General features: G+C 44.7%; 7 protein-coding genes, 3 rRNA genes and 2 riboswitches. All 10 genes read left to right on the forward strand.

Annotated features, from left to right (window positions below):
- Window positions 1-108: 108 nt before the first annotated feature.
- The 10 genes from NSS77_RS07950 to NSS77_RS07995 all read left to right on the forward strand — a co-directional run bounded on the left by NSS77_RS07950 (window position 109) and on the right by NSS77_RS07995 (window position 14,757).
- Window positions 109-453, forward strand: coding sequence for a hypothetical protein (locus tag NSS77_RS07950; protein ID WP_342471107.1), 345 nt, complete (start codon window positions 109-111; stop codon window positions 451-453).
- 297 nt (window positions 454-750) lie between these two features.
- Entirely contained in the window at window positions 751-1,695 is a 945-nt protein-coding gene (locus NSS77_RS07955) for a MoxR family ATPase (RefSeq protein WP_342471108.1), read from the forward strand.
- Between the two features lie 2 nt (window positions 1,696-1,697).
- Window positions 1,698-2,879: a DUF58 domain-containing protein gene (locus NSS77_RS07960; RefSeq protein WP_342471109.1), complete on the forward strand. Its 1,182-nt coding sequence runs from the start codon at window positions 1,698-1,700 to the stop codon at window positions 2,877-2,879.
- Entirely contained in the window at window positions 2,876-5,044 is a 2,169-nt protein-coding gene (locus tag NSS77_RS07965; protein ID WP_342471110.1) for a transglutaminase domain-containing protein, read from the forward strand. Before NSS77_RS07960 ends, NSS77_RS07965 begins: the two co-directional genes overlap by 4 nt.
- Window positions 5,045-5,111: 67 nt before the next feature.
- Entirely contained in the window at window positions 5,112-6,659 is a 1,548-nt protein-coding gene (guaA, locus tag NSS77_RS07970; RefSeq protein WP_342471111.1) for a glutamine-hydrolyzing GMP synthase, read from the forward strand.
- Window positions 6,660-6,982: 323 nt separating this feature from the next.
- Window positions 6,983-7,084: riboswitch (purine riboswitch) on the forward strand.
- Window positions 7,085-7,214: 130 nt separating this feature from the next.
- On the forward strand, window positions 7,215-8,519 hold the full coding sequence (locus NSS77_RS07975) for an NCS2 family permease (RefSeq protein WP_342471112.1): 1,305 nt from the start codon (window positions 7,215-7,217) through the stop codon (window positions 8,517-8,519).
- Between the two features lie 440 nt (window positions 8,520-8,959).
- A 16S ribosomal RNA gene (locus NSS77_RS07980) occupies window positions 8,960-10,512 on the forward strand.
- A 238-nt stretch (window positions 10,513-10,750) separates the two neighbouring features.
- Window positions 10,751-13,677 (forward strand): 23S ribosomal RNA (locus NSS77_RS07985).
- Between the two features lie 65 nt (window positions 13,678-13,742).
- A 5S ribosomal RNA gene (gene rrf, locus NSS77_RS07990) occupies window positions 13,743-13,856 on the forward strand.
- Together the 16S, 23S and 5S rRNA genes form the textbook arrangement of a ribosomal RNA operon.
- Window positions 13,857-14,556: 700 nt before the next feature.
- Entirely contained in the window at window positions 14,557-14,757 is a 201-nt protein-coding gene (locus tag NSS77_RS07995; RefSeq protein WP_342471113.1) for an NETI motif-containing protein, read from the forward strand.
- Window positions 14,758-14,837: 80 nt separating this feature from the next.
- Window positions 14,838-14,937: riboswitch (purine riboswitch) on the forward strand.
- Window positions 14,938-14,957: the final 20 nt, after the last annotated feature.

Consider the following 14,957-nt stretch of genomic DNA (forward strand, 5'->3'; position numbering starts at 1 on the left):
TGAAAGAAAATTCAGTATTATTTGATGGTGGAAAGATTGAAGTTTATTGTTATGTACCGATATTAATAGAAATAAATAGTATAGACAGGAAGCGGAGGTGAGTGTCATTTGAGAACTTCTCGCGTTCAATCGGTTGTGAATAGCACTTACACAAAACGTTATTTGCATTCCAGTCATGATCAAGTGTTCAAAATGATGAACGACGGTGGCGGACGGCATTTTTTCTCGAAAAATCCGAGGGAACAGCAAAAAAATAAAAGGAATAATACGGAGCAAAACCGTTCATCGAATGCAATTTTAAACCGCAACACCAAAAGAATGGTCATTATTGGGCAACCACTTGATAGTGAAACGGTTGAAAAAATGCGCAACCGTTTAATGCAACATCAAATGAACATCCAAAAAGCAAGAAATAAGGAAGCTCTCATTCGCACTTACCGTAAATCCATTTGATATCGCCTTATAAACTGTTAATTCGGTGAAATTGGCAATTCCTGAATCGGCCGTGTTCAAAGAGTGGGGTGGATATAGAATTGAATAGGGAATTTGATAAGATGGAGGGCGAAGTGGCAACACTTCGCTTTTCTTTTTCGTTTAATTTTTCGGATAAAGGTGGAAAATATACTAATGGTATATAATTTCCTTTTTCGAATTGAAATTAGTTGTTTTTTATCCAGTTTTTATTTTATGCTTGAATTAAATTATTTTTCGTAAATTCTGACTTTTTCCCGAGTTTCAGGAGGATACTTTATGCACAAAAAAATCGAAAAAATTATCAGTAATATAGAGAAAGTAATGATAGGAAAACGGGAAGTGGCTGAACTTAGCATAATCGCCTTGCTTGCCGGTGGACATGTATTGCTTGAAGATGTGCCGGGAGTCGGAAAAACCATGATGGTACGTTCCCTTGCGAAATCCGTGAGCGCGGAATTTAAGCGGATTCAATTTACTCCTGACTTGTTGCCTTCTGATGTCATCGGAGTTTCCATCTATAATCCGAAAACCATGCAGTTTGAATTCAGACCCGGCCCCATCGTAGGAAATATTATTTTAGCTGATGAAATTAACCGTACATCCCCTAAAACCCAATCCGCTTTACTGGAATGTATGGAAGAATCGTCAGTGAGCATCGATGGGGAAGTCATTCAGTTGCCAAAACCTTTTTTTGTCATGGCCACGCAAAACCCGATTGAATACGAAGGAACTTTTCCATTGCCGGAAGCCCAATTGGATCGGTTTTTAATGAAAATCCGCATGGGTTATCCGACAACACTGGAGGAAATCGAAATCTTAAGACGCGCTGAAAATAAAGTGCCCATTCAAACTTTGGAGCCGGTGATCACCATCGGGGAATTATTGGAATTGCAAGAAGAAGTGAAAAATGTTTACGTGGATGATTCCGTAAAAGGATATATCGTTCAACTAGCGCGGGCGACCAGAACCGATGAAAATGTATATTTGGGGGTCAGCCCTCGGGGAACGATTGCATTGATGAGGGCATCCCAAGCCTATGCCAAAATGTTTGACCGGGATTTCGTAAAACCTGATGATGTCCAATATTTGGCGCCTTTTGTCTTCGGTCATCGAATCATTTTAAAACCGGAGGCGCGCTATGAAGGTGTGACGGTGGAGGATATCATCAACAATATCATTGCCGAGTCCGTCATTCCTATTAAAAGGTTTGCAGAAAGATGAGCATGTGGAAAGGAATAATCAGCAAGTTTGGCCGCTTTGTCGTCAATGTTTTATTGATTGTCGTTACATTCAGTTATGCGATGTTTCAAGGGGGATTTGTCAGCTGGTTTCTGTTTTACACGTTGATTCCTTTTTTGCTCTACTCTTTGCTTCTTCATTTTGTCCCCCTCCGCATTGAGGAAGTCCGGAGGGAGATTCAGCCGGCAAGACTTGAAAGAGGCGATATAGCGTCCGTGACGGTGCATTTTATTAATAAGACTTGGTTTCCATTAGCGTTTCTGACAATCAGGGAGATTGGACTGGACGATGATATGGTTGAAAAAATGAAGGGAAGTTCCAATGTATTTTTTGTCGGTTTGAAAAGGAATTTTTCTTGGACGTATGAAATACCTGATTTGGAACGGGGTGTCATTGAATTTTCCGCATTGCAATTCACCTTCACCGATCTTTTTGGATGGACTGTCAGGCATAAATTTGCCGTTCAAAAACAAAAGGTGATGGTTTATCCAAAAATCACAAAGATGAAATACCGTGAAATGCGGAGGCAGTTTGATCAGGGAGTAGTATTGGCTCCTTTCGCTTTTATGAAAGATACTTCCATGGCAACGGGTGTCAGGGATTATCAAGCGGGAGATCGATTTTCATGGATTCATTGGAAATCCTTTGCGAAGGATGAAACATTGAGGACGAAAGATTTTGAAGTGCGGCACAGCCAGGAAGCATTGCTTGTTCTGGATGCTACAGTGAAAAGCCATTTTGAAGAGTCCCTTGAATTGGCGGCTTCTGTTTTGCAAACGATTGTTGATCATCAAGGAGATGTGTCGTTTTTCATTGCGGGAGAGGAACAAACATTTTATTCCCATTTGAAACGGGGACAACTGGAGCGGATCATGCGGCAATTGGCGATGGTGAAAGCAAGCGATTCAAAAAATATCGAGCTTCTTTTGACGAAGGAAGGCAAGACACTCGATTCCTTTATTCTTCTATTTACGGGGGAATTGAGCGATTCATTAAGAAGTTTCTTTAAAAATCATGGGAGAAAGACAAAGGGCATCATCTGTTTTGTGGTTGCATCCAAGCAGGAAGAGCAGCTGCGAATGAAAGGGGACTATTACAACGTAAAAATTGTGCCGATTACAAAACCGATGTTCAGCGAAGTGTTCACGGAGGTGTTAAAACCGTGAAAAATGAAGTTTTCAATAAATTCGAGCTCGCATTATATGGCATTATGATTTTTTTGATATTGCGGGAATGGCTTTTGCCGATCATGATGTTGACGGGTATGGGGTATGTGGAATTAATTTTGTTGTTCATCTTATTGTGCCTTTTGTTCAGTCTGTTCCGCATCCCTTTTTTTATATCGTGGGTTGTAAAAATATGCTATATTTCATGGTTTATCGTTTATGTGTACAGCGATTTTTCCTTGTTCTCATCGGAAGGTATCCAGTTTCTGTTCAATGAACTGTATTATAATGTTTCATTGATTCTGCAAGGAAGTTTCTTTTATATCACAAACGCTTTCCAATCGGTTTTATTTTTCCTGCTTATGTGGATGCTCGTCTATATCGTGCATTATTGGTTGACGGTAAGATTGAACATCTTCTATTTCCTTGTGTTGACGGTGATTTTCATTGGAATCTTGGACACGTTCACCAATTATGATGGTACGGTTGCCATTGTTGAAGTGGTGCTGATTGGATTGCTGATGCTTGTATTTTTGTATATTAAAAAACTGATGTTGCAATCTGGCGCTTCATTTAATTGGCATCAGTATTTTAAGCTGGCATTGCCGGTCCTGTTGATGATCGGGGTTGTCGGGGCGGTGGCGATCCTGTTGCCAAAAGCGGCTCCCCAATGGCCTGATCCGGTTCCGTATATAAAATCCGCAGCAAACCAGGGCGGACGCATATTTGGAGAGCCGGTGAAAAAAGTCGGTTACGATGAAGATGATTCGGCGCTGGGGGGTTCCTTTGTAGGGGATGACACGGTCGTTTTCATTGCGCAAGCGGCAACGAAACAGTATTGGCGGGTGGAAACGAAAGATTTCTATACGTCAAAAGGTTGGGAGTCTTCGGGCGATACCATTTTATTGCAACAAATCTCTTATGGACAACCTATCAATCATTCATTGCCGGTAGGTCCTGAAGGCGAGGAGCAATTTGCCCATATTGAACCGAAGTATCCTTACGATTTTGTTATTCAACCATACGGACTTGTTTCCATCAATGTCTCCGGTGATATGGCAGATCAAGTGAATATGGCAATGAATTTAGAAACGGAAAAAATCGCCACCGATTACACGGGGGAGTATATGTATCATATTAAATACAGCACGCCGGAGTATTTATACAGCGATTTGACTTCGACAATCCAACAACCGATCGATATAAGTATTCGGGAAAAATATTTGCAGCTGCCTGATTCCCTTCCGCAAAGAGTCATTGATTTGGCAAGGGAGATCGTGAAGGACAAAGGCAATGATTATGAAAAGGCGCGGGCCATCGAAAGTTATTTTGCAACGAATGGCTTCCGGTATGAAACGGAAGGGGTGCCTGTTCCTGAAGAAGACCAGGACTACGTTGATCAGTTTTTATTTGAAACCAAATATGGCTACTGTGACAATTTTTCATCGGCAATGGTTGTGATGCTGCGGGCCGTGGGGATTCCCGCGAGATGGGTAAAAGGATTTGCCGGTGGAGAAATGGTGTCCAGTGATGGAGAGCTGAAAACTTTCGAAATTACAAATAACGATGCCCATTCCTGGGTGGAAGCCTATATCCCTAAAGTAGGCTGGGTTCCTTTTGAACCGACGATCGGCTTTTCAACAAACCGCAACATTGAATATGATTTTGAAACCGATGCATATCAGGATGAAATGCTGACAGTCGATGATGACACAAAACCGGAAAACCAACGGGATCAAGATGAAACGATGAAACAGGGGAACGGCATTTTTGCAGGGTTATTGGATTTCATCAAAAATCTCCGCTTTTTATTGTACTATGCCTTGATCGGTCTGCCTGTTGCAGGCATCATCCTGTTCTTTTCCCGCAAGTTATGGATGCCGAAATGGTATAGCCGATGGTTAAAAAATCAAAATATTAATGAAACAAACTTTGAAAAGATTTATATGAGACTGTTAAAAATGTTAGAATTAAAAGGGCTGAAAAGGAAGGAAGGACAAACGCTGCAATCTTTTGCAACAGAAGCGGACGAAGCATTTGATTCCCCATATATGTCGCAGATTACGGCCGCATATGAAAATTATCTTTACGGGAATAAAACAAAAATCGATTATATAAAAGTGAAAGAAAGTTTGGAAAATTTAATCAATCGTACTAGCGGTTGATTTTAAATGGGAGTCAGAGTAAAATTTAAAAAATTATAAGGCAGAAAATATAGAAGAGGTGTAAAACGTGACGACTCAATTAAAAGAGCAAGAAAAAATCGTTGTTCTCGACTTCGGAAGCCAATACAATCAATTGATCACGCGCCGAATTCGTGAATTTGGAGTATTTTCCGAACTACAACCCCATACAATTTCTGCGCAGGAAATCAAAGAAATGAACGCTGTGGGAATCATCTTCTCAGGCGGTCCGAATTCCGTGTATGATGAAAATGCGTTTAAAGTGGATGAAGAAATTTTTAATTTAGGTTTACCTATTTTAGGGATTTGCTATGGAATGCAATTGATTGCCCATACCCTTGGCGGGAAAGTGGAAAGTGCGGAAACCCGCGAATATGGTAAAGCGGAAATTGAAATTACAAAAGACAACCAATTGTTTGCAGACCTTCCAAAACAACAAGTGGTTTGGATGAGCCATGGCGACTTGGTGACTCAATTGCCTGAAGGTTTTGAAACAATCGCGACAAGCCCAAGCTGCCCAATTACGGCAATGGAAAATACGGAACGCAAAATCTACGGCGTTCAATTCCATCCTGAAGTACGCCATTCTGTTCATGGTAATGATATTTTGCGCCACTTTGTATTCAATATTTGCGGTGCAAAAGGCGACTGGACAATGGAAAACTTCATTGAACTGGAAGTGAAAAAAATCCGTGAACAAGTGGGAGATAAAAAAGTATTATGTGCTCTTTCAGGAGGGGTCGATTCTTCCGTTGTTGCGGTATTGATCCATAAAGCCATCGGAGACCAATTAACTTGTATGTTCGTGGACCATAACTTGCTCCGCAAAGGCGAAGCGGAAAGCGTAATGGAAACATTCGAAGGCAAATTTGGCATGAAAGTGATCAAAATCGACGCCCGCGAACGTTTCATGAATAAATTGAAAGGCGTTTCAGATCCGGAACAAAAACGTAAAATTATCGGAAACGAGTTCATTTATGTATTCTCTGATGAAGCAAGCAAATTGAAAGATATGGATTTCCTTGCACAGGGCACACTTTATACCGACATCATTGAATCCGGTACGGCTACAGCTCAAACAATCAAATCCCACCACAATGTCGGCGGTTTACCGGAAGATATGAAATTTGAATTGATCGAACCGTTAAAAACATTGTTTAAAGATGAGGTTCGTGCATTGGGTACTCAATTAGGGTTGCCTGATGAAATTGTTTGGCGCCAGCCATTCCCGGGACCAGGTCTTGCCATTCGCGTGCTTGGCGAAGTAACAGAAGAAAAATTGGAAATCGTTCGTGAATCCGATGCTATCTTACGTGAGGAAATCAAAAAAGCCGGTCTTGACCGTGAAATTTGGCAATACTTCACAGTACTTCCTGAAATCAAATCCGTCGGCGTCATGGGAGACCAACGCACATATGACTACGCTATCGGCATTCGTGCGGTTACATCCATCGATGGAATGACTTGCGACTGGGCGCGCATTCCTTATGATGTGTTGGAAAAAATCTCAACACGCATCGTGAACGAGGTGCCTCATGTCAACCGCGTGCTTCTTGACATCACTTCCAAGCCGCCAGCTACGATTGAATGGGAGTAATTTGCATACATCAGTCTATTTAAATTGAATACAACACATGATAACTCTCTTTCAATAACTAAATGGAAGGGAGTTTTTTATGGACAACTTTGCACAATGTGTCATTTGGGAACTGTTTCTGTAATCTTCCTGCAACGCCCTCAGTGGAAGGATTTACAGGATAAAATGCCCATCACTTTACGCCTGTATGAAAACTGAACGTTTTTTACCAAAATATAGAATTTGTTATTAATGTACGGTTTTTTACGAACTTTAAAATAAAAAAAATAAAAAATGTTCGTGAATGGTATTGAAATAGGAAAAAATAGATGCTATATTACTTGAGTAATAATTAAATAAAACGTCGTATAATGTCGAGAATATGGCTCGATAGTCTCTACCAAGCTACCGTAAATGGCTTGACTACGACTTTGTTAATAGAGTTTCCCTTTGGATTCTATTATGGAGTTGTAGTCGTGCAAATGTGGCATGACTTTTTATTTTTTTGAATTTTATAGGCAAGGTGGGACATACTGAAACTGAATCGACAGAAGCGACGGGAAGACGGAGGAAATTATGAGAAAATATTTCCAATTTGATGAACTGGGAACCACATATCGTCAGGAAATTATCGGTGGGCTTACAACATTCTTAGCGATGGCTTACATTTTGGCTGTTAACCCTGCCATTCTTTCGGAAAGTGGAATGAATCAAGGGGCGGTATTTGTTGCAACAGCGGTTTCTTCCGCAATCGGATGTTTTATCATGGGACTATTTGCCAAATATCCGCTTGCATTGGCTCCGGGACTTGGATTAAACGCATTCTTCACTTTCGAAGTGGTTTTAGGACATGGTTTCCCATGGGAATATGCGTTAGCGGCTGTATTCATTTCATCACTTTTCTTCTTTATTTTGACTTTGACTGGATTGCGCGAAAAATTGATTAATGCAATCCCGATGGAATTAAAACTGGCTGTAGGTGCCGGAATCGGATTGTTTATTGCTTTTATCGGTTTAAAACTATCCGGAATTGTTGTGGATGATCCGGATAATTTATTGAGCATCGGTGATTTAAGAGAGCCTCAAGTGTTATTAGCGATTTTCGGTATTTTTGTAATCGTCATTTTGATGGTGTTAAATGTCAGAGGTGCCGTATTCATCGGTATGGTGTTGACAGCGATTGTTGGTATGATTTTTGGCCTTATTCAAACGCCAAACGGTATTTTATCAACACCTCCAAGTGTTGAACCGACATTCGGCAAGTTATTTTCCGCATTCGGTGATCCGGCGTTCTATACGATTCCGATGTTAACTTCAATCTTAACATTCTTATTCGTAGACTTTTTTGATAATGCCGGTACATTAATGGCCGTAGCAAACCAAGCGGGCTTTGTAAAAGATAACAAATTGCCTCGCGCGGGCAGAGCATTGATTTCTGACTCAATTGCGTCAATTATCGGTTCCATTTTTGGTACATCCACTGTTACATCTTACATTGAATCTTCTTCAGGTGTGGCAGCTGGTGCAAGAACAGGTTTTGCTTCCCTTGTTACAGGAATTTTATTCTTATTAGCATTATTCTTCTCACCGGTCTTAAATATAGTAACAAATGCGGTTACTGCACCGGCTCTGATTGTAGTGGGAGTATTGATGGTTGCATCTTTAGGTGAGATTGAATGGAAAAAATTCGAGATTGCAGTGCCTTCCTTCTTGACAATGGTTATGATGCCATTTACAGGATCCATCGCAACTGGTATCGCGGTAGGTTTCTTATTCTATCCAATCACAATGGTACTAAAAGGAAGAGCAAAAGAAGTGCACTGGATCATGTATGTCTTTGCAGTAATTTTCCTACTTTTCTTGGCGACAACAGGTCATTGATATAATCAAATTTAAACCGATTATTCAGAAATCCCCAACCTAAGTAAAAGGAGAATTTGAGTTTGCTCAAATTCTCCTTTTTCATTTGGCTGTTTTTTTCTTTTAAAGTTTATCTTATTTAATAGAGGGTACATATTCTATGAAGTCAATTTTAGAATAGAGCGAAAAATAGGAATTGATTTTTTATTAATTTATGCTTGAAAAACTAAATCAACGGTGTTATATTAATAAACGTTGCTGCTGAAAATAAAAAACAGCAAAAAAAGTTCTTGACACGGTTTTTGGAACGTGTTATTATATTAAACGTTGCTGTTGAAGCGGTTAAGAAAATGAACCTTGAAAACTGAACACCGAAACGTTAATGTTATAAATTTTTCCGATTCGTTAACCCTCGTTGACGGATTGGATACGGACAAAAGTTTGAGCTAATCAAATTTTCTTTTATGGAGAGTTTGATCCTGGCTCAGGACGAACGCTGGCGGCGTGCCTAATACATGCAAGTCGAGCGGACCAATTAGAAAGCTTGCTTTTTGATTGGTTAGCGGCGGACGGGTGAGTAACACGTGGGTAACCTGCCCTATAGACCGGGATAACTCGCGGAAACGCGTGCTAATACCGGATAACACACCGAAGCGCATGCTTCGGGGTTGAAAGATGGTTCTGCTATCACTATAGGATGGGCCCGCGGCGCATTAGCTAGTTGGTGGGGTAACGGCCTACCAAGGCGACGATGCGTAGCCGACCTGAGAGGGTGATCGGCCACACTGGGACTGAGACACGGCCCAGACTCCTACGGGAGGCAGCAGTAGGGAATCTTCCACAATGGGCGAAAGCCTGATGGAGCAACGCCGCGTGAGCGAAGAAGGTCTTCGGATCGTAAAGCTCTGTTGTAAGGGAAGAACAAGCGCAGCAGTCACTGGCTGCGCCCTGACGGTACCTTACTAGAAAGCCACGGCTAACTACGTGCCAGCAGCCGCGGTAATACGTAGGTGGCAAGCGTTGTCCGGAATTATTGGGCGTAAAGCGCGCGCAGGCGGTCTCTTAAGTCTGATGTGAAAGCCCCCGGCTCAACCGGGGAGGGTCATTGGAAACTGGGAGACTTGAGTGCAGGAGAGGGAAGTGGAATTCCATGTGTAGCGGTGAAATGCGTAGAGATATGGAGGAACACCAGTGGCGAAGGCGGCTTCCTGGCCTGTAACTGACGCTGAGGCGCGAAAGCGTGGGGAGCAAACAGGATTAGATACCCTGGTAGTCCACGCCGTAAACGATGAGTGCTAGGTGTTAGGGGGTTTCCGCCCCTTAGTGCTGCAGCTAACGCATTAAGCACTCCGCCTGGGGAGTACGGTCGCAAGACTGAAACTCAAAGGAATTGACGGGGGCCCGCACAAGCGGTGGAGCATGTGGTTTAATTCGAAGCAACGCGAAGAACCTTACCAGGTCTTGACATCCCGCTGACCGCCATGGAGACATGGCCTTCCCTTCGGGGACAGCGGTGACAGGTGGTGCATGGTTGTCGTCAGCTCGTGTCGTGAGATGTTGGGTTAAGTCCCGCAACGAGCGCAACCCTTGTCCTTAGTTGCCATCATTCAGTTGGGCACTCTAAGGAGACTGCCGTACAAATACGGAGGAAGGTGGGGATGACGTCAAATCATCATGCCCCTTATGACCTGGGCTACACACGTGCTACAATGGGTGGTACAAAGGGCAGCAAACCCGCGAGGGGGAGCGAATCCCAAAAAGCCACTCTCAGTTCGGATTGCAGGCTGCAACTCGCCTGCATGAAGCCGGAATCGCTAGTAATCGCGGATCAGCATGCCGCGGTGAATACGTTCCCGGGCCTTGTACACACCGCCCGTCACACCACGAGAGTCTGTAACACCCGAAGTCGGTGAGGTAACCCTCCGGGAGCCAGCCGCCGAAGGTGGGACAGATGATTGGGGTGAAGTCGTAACAAGGTAGCCGTATCGGAAGGTGCGGCTGGATCACCTCCTTTCTAAGGATATAAACGGAAAACATTAACGTTTTGGGTTCAGTTTTGAAGGTTCATACCTTCAAACGTTGCTCCTGCGCGATGCGTATTCGAGAAGTGAAATCATTACTCGTCGCAAGCCTGCATGGAGCTGATTCGCTGACGTAAATTCAAGTTGCGAACGAAGTCAGTAGGCTTGTTCTTTGAAAACTGGATAAACGACATTGAAAGCAAGAAATTTACTGTAAGCTCTTAATTTTTAGGTTAAGTTAGTAAGGGCGCACGGTGGATGCCTTGGCACTAGGAGCCGATGAAGGACGGGACTAACACCGATATGCTTCGGGGAGCTGTAAGTAAGCTTTGATCCGGAGATTTCCGAATGGGGCAACCCACTGCTCGTAATGGAGCAGTATCTTAACGTGAATTCATAGCGTTAAGAGGGCACACCCAGGGAACTGAAACATCTAAGTACCTGGAGGAGAAGAAAGAAACATCGATTCCCTGAGTAGCGGCGAGCGAAACGGGAACAGCCCAAACCAAGAGGCTTGCCTCTTGGGGTTGTAGGACACTCTATACGGAGTTACAAAAGGATGGGTTAGACGAACCGTTCTGGAAAGGACGGCCGTAGAAGGTAACAGCCCTGTAGTCGAAAATCCATCCTCTCCAGAGTGGATCCTGAGTACGGCGGAACACGTGAAATTCCGTCGGAATCCGGGAGGACCATCTCCCAAGGCTAAATACTCCCTAGTGACCGATAGTGAACCAGTACCGTGAGGGAAAGGTGAAAAGCACCCCGGGAGGGGAGTGAAAGAGAACCTGAAACCGTGTGCCTACAAGTAGTCAGAGCCCGTTAACGGGTGATGGCGTGCCTTTTGTAGAATGAACCGGCGAGTTACGATTACGTGCAAGGTTAAGTCGAGGAGACGGAGCCGCAGCGAAAGCGAGTCTGAATAGGGCGAAAGAGTACGTGGTCGTAGACCCGAAACCAGGTGATCTACCCATGTCCAGGGTGAAGGTGAGGTAACACTCACTGGAGGCCCGAACCCACGCACGTTGAAAAGTGCGGGGATGAGGTGTGGGTAGCGGAGAAATTCCAATCGAACTTGGAGATAGCTGGTTCTCTCCGAAATAGCTTTAGGGCTAGCCTCGCGTAACGAATACTGGAGGTAGAGCACTGTTTGGACTAGGGGCCCACCTCGGGTTACCGAATTCAGACAAACTCCGAATGCCAGCTATTTAGACGCGGGAGTCAGACTACGAGTGATAAGATCCGTGGTCAAGAGGGAAACAGCCCAGACCACCAGCTAAGGTCCCAAAGTAACCGTTAAGTGGAAAAGGATGTGGCGTTGCTTAGACAACCAGGATGTTGGCTTAGAAGCAGCCATCATTTAAAGAGTGCGTAATAGCTCACTGGTCGAGTGACGCTGCGCCGAAAATGTATCGGGGCTAAACGGTTCACCGAAGCTGTGGATTCGTGCTTCGCACGAGTGGTAGGAGAGCGTTCTAAGTGCGCAGAAGTCAGACCGGAAGGACTGGTGGAGCGCTTAGAAGTGAGAATGCCGGTATGAGTAGCGAAAGATGGGTGAGAATCCCATCCACCGAATGACTAAGGTTTCCTGAGGAAGGCTCGTCCGCTCAGGGTTAGTCGGGACCTAAGCCGAGGCCGAAAGGCGTAGGCGATGGACAACAGGTTGATATTCCTGTACCACCTCCCCGCCGTTTGAGCAATGGGGGGACGCAGGAGGATAGGGAAAGCACGCCGTTGGTCGCGCGTGTCCAAGCCGCAAGGCGGGGAAGTAGGCAAATCCGCTTCCCGTAACGCCAAGCGGTGATGGGGAGCCTCTTAGGAGGCGAAGTTCCTGATTTCACACTGCCAAGAAAAGCCTCTAGCGAGGCGGGAGGTGCCCGTACCGCAAACCGACACAGGTAGTCGAGGAGAGAATCCTAAGGTGAGCGAGAGAACTCTCGTTAAGGAACTCGGCAAAATGACCCCGTAACTTCGGGAGAAGGGGTGCTCATTGGGGTGCAAGCCCCGATGAGCCGCAGTGAATAGGCCCAGGCGACTGTTTATCAAAAACACAGGTCTCTGCAAAACCGCAAGGTGACGTATAGGGGCTGACGCCTGCCCGGTGCTGGAAGGTTAAGAGGAGGAGTTAGCGCAAGCGAAGCTCCGAATTGAAGCCCCAGTAAACGGCGGCCGTAACTATAACGGTCCTAAGGTAGCGAAATTCCTTGTCGGGTAAGTTCCGACCCGCACGAAAGGCGTAACGATCTGGGCACTGTCTCAACGAGAGACTCGGTGAAATTATAGTACCTGTGAAGATGCAGGTTACCCGCGACAGGACGGAAAGACCCCGTGGAGCTTTACTGTAACCTGATATTGAATTTCGGTGCAACTTGTACAGGATAGGTAGGAGCCGTAGAAGGGGGAGCGCCAGCTTCCCTGGAGGCGCCCTTGGGATACTACCCTGGTTGTACTGAAATTCTAACCCGCAAGCCTGATCGGCTTGGGAGACAGTGTCAGGTGGACAGTTTGACTGGGGCGGTCGCCTCCCAAAAGGTAACGGAGGCGCCCAAAGGTTCCCTCAGAATGGTTGGAAATCATTCGCAGAGTGTAAAGGCATAAGGGAGCTTGACTGCGAGACCTACAAGTCGAGCAGGGTCGAAAGACGGGCTTAGTGATCCGGTGGTTCCGCATGGAAGGGCCATCGCTCAACGGATAAAAGCTACCCCGGGGATAACAGGCTTATCTCCCCCAAGAGTCCACATCGACGGGGAGGTTTGGCACCTCGATGTCGGCTCATCGCATCCTGGGGCTGTAGTCGGTCCCAAGGGTTGGGCTGTTCGCCCATTAAAGCGGTACGCGAGCTGGGTTCAGAACGTCGTGAGACAGTTCGGTCCCTATCCGTCGTGGGCGCAGGAAATTTGAGAGGAGCTGTCCTTAGTACGAGAGGACCGGGATGGACACACCGCTGGTGTACCAGTTGTCTTGCCAAAGGCACAGCTGGGTAGCTATGTGTGGACGGGATAAGTGCTGAAAGCATCTAAGCATGAAGCCCCCCTCAAGATGAGATTTCCCATTGCATAAGCAAGTAAGATCCCTCAAAGACGATGAGGTAGATAGGTCCGGGGTGGAAGCACGGTGACGTGTGGAGCTGACGGATACTAATCGATCGAGGACTTAACCAAAAGAAAGCTTTCAATGCCGTTATCCAGTTTTGAGAGAACAACCTCTCTACAATACATAAAACAAGTCTAGTGATGATGGCAAAGAGGTCACACCCGTTCCCATACCGAACACGGAAGTTAAGCTCTTTAGCGCCGATGGTAGTTGGGGGCTTCCCTGCGAGAGTAGGACGTCGCTAGGCTCAAAAAGTCATTACTGACAGAAAGTCGGTAGTGGCTTTTTTTTGCCCCCAACTACCAAAGACGGGAGGTCAGCTCGGCGCGATACAGAAGCAGGACCAAAAAGTGAAACAGCAGACCGATTAGAAGCAGACGAGAAGCACGGGGACCAAGAAGATCAAGGAAGCGAGGCGGCCCGGAGCGCAAGCGTCGGGTACGTGAGCACCGGACCGCCGAAGCTGACGAGAGTAGCCGGTCAACGCGCTTCGGAGTTCGCGCCGATGGTAGTTGGGGACCCCCTGCGAGAGTAGGACGTCGCCAATGCTTTTCTATGTTGAAATTTGAAGTTCCATACAAATAAAGACAGAAAGTCCATTGATTTCTTGACAAGGATAAAAAGTTCGATTAATTCAAAATTAACATTTAGAGGATAAAAAATATCAAGAAAACCCCTTTCTGCATTTTATTTATAAAACTAAAATTCCATACAATCAAAAACTGAAAGTCTGTTCTGTTATATTAGACCAAAACCCAAAAAGGCACCCCGATCATAGTGGTGCCTTTTTTACTTCCTGATTTAACCCGGAAAGCCAACCATTTTTTCGTCTTAATTAAAGGAAGTTGGTGAATATTTTAATGAATTTTTGTTCGATAGGAAGCCCAAATATTAGCATAATAAAAGAAAGATCCAATTCTTTGATAAAAGGTGAAAGGGTGAAGGATTTGCCGAAAAAGACTATTTGGTTCGAAATGGAGGAAAATGAAACACCGGAACAGTGTATCGAAAGAATGTTGAAAATGGGGTACAGACCGGTTTTAAGAAAAGAAGAACCGGTTTTTCAAAGGGTTGACGGTGAAGTGGTTTATTTTCGCCAAAAAGTTCGATTTAAAGGAGAATTGATGGAAGAAAAAAATAAAAAATAATTCAAAACACGAACATTCAATAATTACTTTATATAAACGTTCGCATTTTTTCATTGATTTTCTCCTCCACCCTTGCTACAATGAACAGAGGAAAAGTCCCACATATATGCTAGAGGATATGGCTCTAGTGTCTCTACCCGACACCGTAAATGTCGGACTATGCGGGAAAGCAACTTTTTGGATGATTCGGCAGGTTGGAA

Source organism: Ureibacillus sp. FSL K6-3587, from assembly GCF_038593165.1.
In the GTDB taxonomy this organism is placed as follows: Bacteria; Bacillota; Bacilli; order Bacillales_A; family Planococcaceae; genus Ureibacillus; species Ureibacillus suwonensis.

Excerpts from the sequence above, each read along its gene's own strand:
- NSS77_RS07955 (WP_342471108.1), top strand. The coding sequence starts at position 751 with ATGCACAAAAAAATCGAAAAAATTATCAGTAATATAGAGAAAGTAATG.
- NSS77_RS07960 (WP_342471109.1), top strand. The coding sequence starts at position 1,698 with ATGTGGAAAGGAATAATCAGCAAGTTTGGCCGCTTTGTCGTCAATGTT.
- NSS77_RS07975 (WP_342471112.1), top strand. The coding sequence starts at position 7,215 with ATGAGAAAATATTTCCAATTTGATGAACTGGGAACCACATATCGTCAG.